General features: G+C 47.5%; 3 protein-coding genes and 1 pseudogene. 2 read left to right on the top strand and 2 right to left on the bottom strand.

Going from position 1 to position 4,670, the window contains the following annotated elements; translation table 11 throughout:
• Together AB4496_RS20785 and pfaD are read left to right on the top strand one after the other, a co-directional pair.
• Positions 1-703: pseudogene (locus tag AB4496_RS20785) on the top strand (beta-hydroxydecanoyl-ACP dehydratase); the annotation flags it as partial.
• 30 nt (positions 704-733) lie between these two features.
• The gene (gene pfaD, locus AB4496_RS20780) at positions 734-2,371 is read left to right on the top strand and encodes an eicosapentaenoate synthase subunit PfaD (RefSeq protein ID WP_009847297.1); all 1,638 of its coding nucleotides are present in this window, start codon (positions 734-736) and stop codon (positions 2,369-2,371) included.
• 99 nt (positions 2,372-2,470) lie between these two features.
• On the opposite strand, the gene rnd is transcribed toward pfaD, so the two are convergent.
• Together rnd and AB4496_RS20770 are read right to left on the bottom strand one after the other, a co-directional pair.
• Positions 2,471-3,589: a ribonuclease D gene (gene rnd, locus AB4496_RS20775; RefSeq protein ID WP_032500282.1), complete on the bottom strand. Its 1,119-nt coding sequence runs from the start codon at positions 3,587-3,589 to the stop codon at positions 2,471-2,473.
• A 144-nt stretch (positions 3,590-3,733) separates the two neighbouring features.
• Positions 3,734-4,670: AMP-binding protein (locus AB4496_RS20770; protein ID WP_372131838.1), on the bottom strand; the 937-nt coding region annotated here is incomplete at its 5' end.

Raw genomic sequence — 4,670 nt, 5'->3', positions numbered from 1 at the left:
GATGGGCACCAACATCGTTCAGAGCTTCAGCTTCGAACTGAGCACTGACGGCGTGCCGTTCTACCAAGGTACAGCGGTATTCGGTTACTTCAAGGGCGCAGCACTGAAAGACCAGCTTGGTTTGGACAACGGTAAAGTGACTCACCCTTGGCATGTTGATAACAACCGCACGCCGGATGTAAACATCAACCTACTAGACAAAACGACGCGTTACTTCAATGCACCTGTTTCTGCTACTGGTGAAGTGCAAGAGCACTACCAACTGGCTGGCGGTCGCTTGAACTTTATCGATACGGTGCAGATCACCAGCGATGGTGGTAAAGACGGTCTGGGTTACCTATACGCTGAGCGTACGATTGACCCAAGCGATTGGTTCTTCCAGTTCCACTTCCATCAAGATCCGGTAATGCCAGGTTCTCTAGGTGTCGAAGCGATCATCGAACTGATGCAAACCTATGCGCTAAATAAAGATCTTGGTGCTGGCTTCCGCAATCCTAAGTTTGGTCAAATCCAATCTGAAGTGAAATGGAAATACCGTGGTCAGATTAACCCTCTGAACAAACAGATGTCACTGGATGTACACATCACTGCAATCAAAGACGAAGACGGCAAACGCATCATCGTTGGCGACGCAAACCTGAGCAAAGATGGTCTACGTATTTACGAAGTGAAAGACATCGCGATTTGTATCGAAGAAGCATAAGCCTGACAGAGAACTAGGAAAGAATTTAGTATGACAACTCAAACTACAATCAATAACGAAAAGCTATCTCCGTGGCCTTGGCAGATCGAAGAGAGCACAACTCGCTTTGATAACGCAGCAATGTCGACAATATTGAAAGACTTAAGCCTTGCTTGTTACGTCGTGAACCACCCAGAAAAAGGGTTAGGTGTTAGCCAACAAGCAGAGATTGCATCGGGCGATTCAGCAAGCTCAGCGAACAGCCAACCTGTTAGCGCCTTTGCTCCTGCACTTGGTACACAAAGCCTAGGCGACGAAGATTTTCGTCGCTGTCACGGCGTGAAATACGCTTACTATGCGGGCGCAATGGCAAACGGCATTTCATCTGAAGAGTTAGTGATTGCGCTTGGCCAAGCTGGCATTCTTTGTTCATTTGGCGCGGCGGGCTTAATCCCGTCTCGCGTTGAGCAAGCGATCAACCGTATTCAAGCAGCACTGCCAAACGGTCCTTATGCGTTTAACCTGATTCACAGCCCAAGCGAACCCGCTCTAGAGCGCGGCAGTGTAGAGCTATTTTTGAAACACAAAGTGAAAACGGTTGAGGCTTCTGCCTTCTTAGGCCTAACACCGCAGATCGTTCACTACCGTGCCGCGGGCCTTAGCCGCGATGCACAAGGTGAGATTCAGATTGGCAACAAGGTTATTGCTAAGGTAAGCCGTACTGAAGTTGCAAGTAAGTTCATGCAACCAGCTCCAGTTAAAATGCTGCAAGCTTTGGTTGATGAAGGTCGAATCACAGCAGAACAGATGGAACTGGCACAGCTGGTTCCTATGGCTGATGACATTACCGCAGAAGCCGATTCTGGTGGTCATACCGATAACCGTCCACTGGTTACCCTGCTGCCAACGATTCTTGCACTGAAAGAACAAACCCAAGCACAGTACCAATTCAAAACTCCGCTACGTGTCGGTTGTGGTGGTGGCGTAGGCACGCCTGACGCGGCTCTAGCGACGTTTAACATGGGTGCTGCTTACATTGTTACCGGTTCAATCAACCAAGCGTGTGTTGAGGCTGGCGCGAGCGAACACACACGTAAGCTGCTTTCGACAACTGAAATGGCTGACGTGACTATGGCTCCGGCAGCAGACATGTTCGAAATGGGCGTGAAACTGCAAGTGGTTAAGCGCGGCACTTTATTCCCAATGCGTGCGAACAAGTTGTATGAACTTTACACTCGCTACGACTCAATTGAAGCGATTCCAGTAGAAGAGCGTCTGAAGCTTGAGAAGCAAGTATTCCGTTCAACACTGGATGACATTTGGGCAGGGACTGTGGCGCACTTTAACGAGCGCGATCCTAAACAGATCGAGCGTGCTGAAGGTAACCCGAAACGTAAAATGGCGTTGATTTTCCGTTGGTACTTGGGTCTTTCTAGCCGTTGGTCAAACACCGGCGAACAAGGTCGTGAGATGGATTATCAAGTATGGGCTGGCCCGGCACTTGGCGCATTCAACGCATGGGCGAAAGACAGCTACCTAGATGATTACCAGCAGCGTAATGCAGTCGACCTAGCAAAACACCTAATGCACGGCGCAGCCTACTTGGCTCGTGTTAACCTGCTGACTTCGCAAGGTATCAAGCTTGATCCGGAACTAGCACGCTGGAAGCCAACGCAAAGAATGGCCTAGGCATTTCAATACAGCGGTTAATTAAGCTCAACGAATAAAAAAAGCGACCTTAACGGGTCGCTTTTCTTTGAATCATCGAAATGTCATTGCAGTCGTTGGTTATTTGATCGCTTTATTTAGCTTCTCGCCAACCACATCTAAACGCCAACCTTGCATAACATCTGGCAGCTTTTCAGGATTACGATCGTACTTCCAAATCCAGCTTAACACTTGATTAAGTTGCTTCTTCGACGCCAAAAACTCAGTCGCTAAACCACTGTGTTGCGATGCTGTTTTCACTTCATCTTTCAACACTTTGAAGAGTTGCTTGTAACCTGGGTAGTCCATTAGACGTTCTACTGGCGCAGGGTACTCTTCTTCTGGCGTATGCTCAGCTAACTTAACGATTGAACTGATTTTAGCGCCATGGCGACGTACAGAGCGGTAATCAAAACCTTCTTGCTCCATGTGCTTAGGGTCTTTCATCGCAAAACGCGCCACAGCCCATAGGTCTTGTTCTTTGAAAACAAAGTTCAGCGCTAAGTCACGCTTAATCGCTTCTTTTAAACGCCAAGTTGCTAGCGGTCTTAAAATAGCTAGCTGCTGAGGCTTTAGCTGCCACGCGCCTTTAATATCAAGGTAAGCGTTATCTGGGTTTGCTTTACGGATGCGCTTAGCCACTTGTAAATCAGACTCTTGCTGTGCCGCTTCCCACCAGCCCGCTTCCATCACTTTTTCTAGAAGCTTGTTGTACATTGGCATCAAGTAGTGAACGTCTGCTGCTGCGTAGTCGAGTTGCTTTTGAGAAAGCGGACGCGCTAGCCAGTCGGTGCGAGATTCACTCTTATCTAGGTCAACGCCTACAAACTCTGAAACGAGAGCTGCAAAGCCAGTTGAAAGACCATGACCTAAGAAGGCTGCCATGATCTGCGTATCAACCATTGGCGTTGGCGTACAGCCAAATGCGTTCTGGAACACTTCTAGATCTTCGCCACACGCGTGCAAAACTTTCAGTACTGAAGTGTCTTTCAATAACCCAACAAACGGGGTCATTTCATCAAGAGCAATAGGATCAATCAGTGACAGCGTTTCACCATCAAATAACTGAATTAAGCCTAATTGAGGGTAATAGGTTCTTGTACGAACGAACTCTGTATCAAGCATAACAACATCGGCTTCACGTGCTTGTTGGCAAACTCGCTCAAGGTCTTTCACTTGGGTAATGATTTGATAATCCACAAAAACTCTCACTGATTTTACTTTGATCGCCGGATACAAAAATGCCGACATTAACTGTCGGCATTCTAACACCATTTTTCAGCGCTCGCTTAGATTAAGCGCTGCTATGGCTTATGGTGCATCATCTTCTCGTAAATGAGCTCGTTACTCGCTTGCGCGTTTAGCAAGCTCAGCATCGTTCTCTTCACGAAGCACTCGGCGTAAGATCTTACCTACATTGGTTTTTGGTAGTTCTTCACGGAACTCAATCAATTTAGGGATCTTGTAGCCCGTTAGGTGCTCACGACAGTGCGCGATAATGTCTTCTTTGGTTAGGCTCGGGTCACGTTTCACAACGTAAATCTTAACCAACTCACCTGACACTTCATGAGGTTGACCGATAGCCGCAACTTCTAACACTTTGCCATGCAGAGCCACAACATCTTCAATCTCGTTCGGGTAAACGTTGAAGCCCGACACTAGAATCATGTCTTTCTTACGGTCAACGATGTACAACAAGCCTTCATCATCAAACTTAACGATGTCACCTGTCGATAGCCAACCGTCTTGATCGATCACTTCTTTGGTCGCTTCTGGACGCTGCCAGTAACCTTGCATCACTTGAGGACCACGGACCTGCAATTCACCCACTTGGTCATTGCCAACCACTTTACCTTCATCATCAACAATACGAACTTCTGTTGATGGTACTGGCAGGCCGATTGCACCCGTATAGTCTTTCAAATCGTATGGGTTACCTGTGACCAAAGGAGCACATTCAGTTAAACCATAGCCTTCAAGTAGGTGGACACCTGTCGCTTTCTTCCATTGCTCAGCAACAGCGCGTTGAACCGCCATACCGCCGCCAACAGATAAACGCATGTTACTGAAATCCAACTCGTGGAAATCTTCGTTATTCACTAGCGCATTGAACAAGGTGTTTACGCCAGTAATCGCGGTAAACGGAACTTTTTGTAGTTCTTTAATAAAGCCAGGAATGTCACGAGGGTTAGTAATCAAAAGGTTACGACCACCCATCTCAACAAACAGTAAGCAGTTCACTGTCAATGCAAATACGTGGTAAAGCGGCAATGCCGTTACC

Origin of the sequence: Vibrio sp. 10N.222.46.A1 (assembly GCF_041473595.1) — a bacterium.
Taxonomy (GTDB): Bacteria; Pseudomonadota; Gammaproteobacteria; order Enterobacterales; family Vibrionaceae; genus Vibrio; species Vibrio tasmaniensis_A.
The sequence above is the reverse complement of the archived record's forward strand: the minus strand, read 5'-3'. Positions and strand labels throughout refer to the sequence as shown.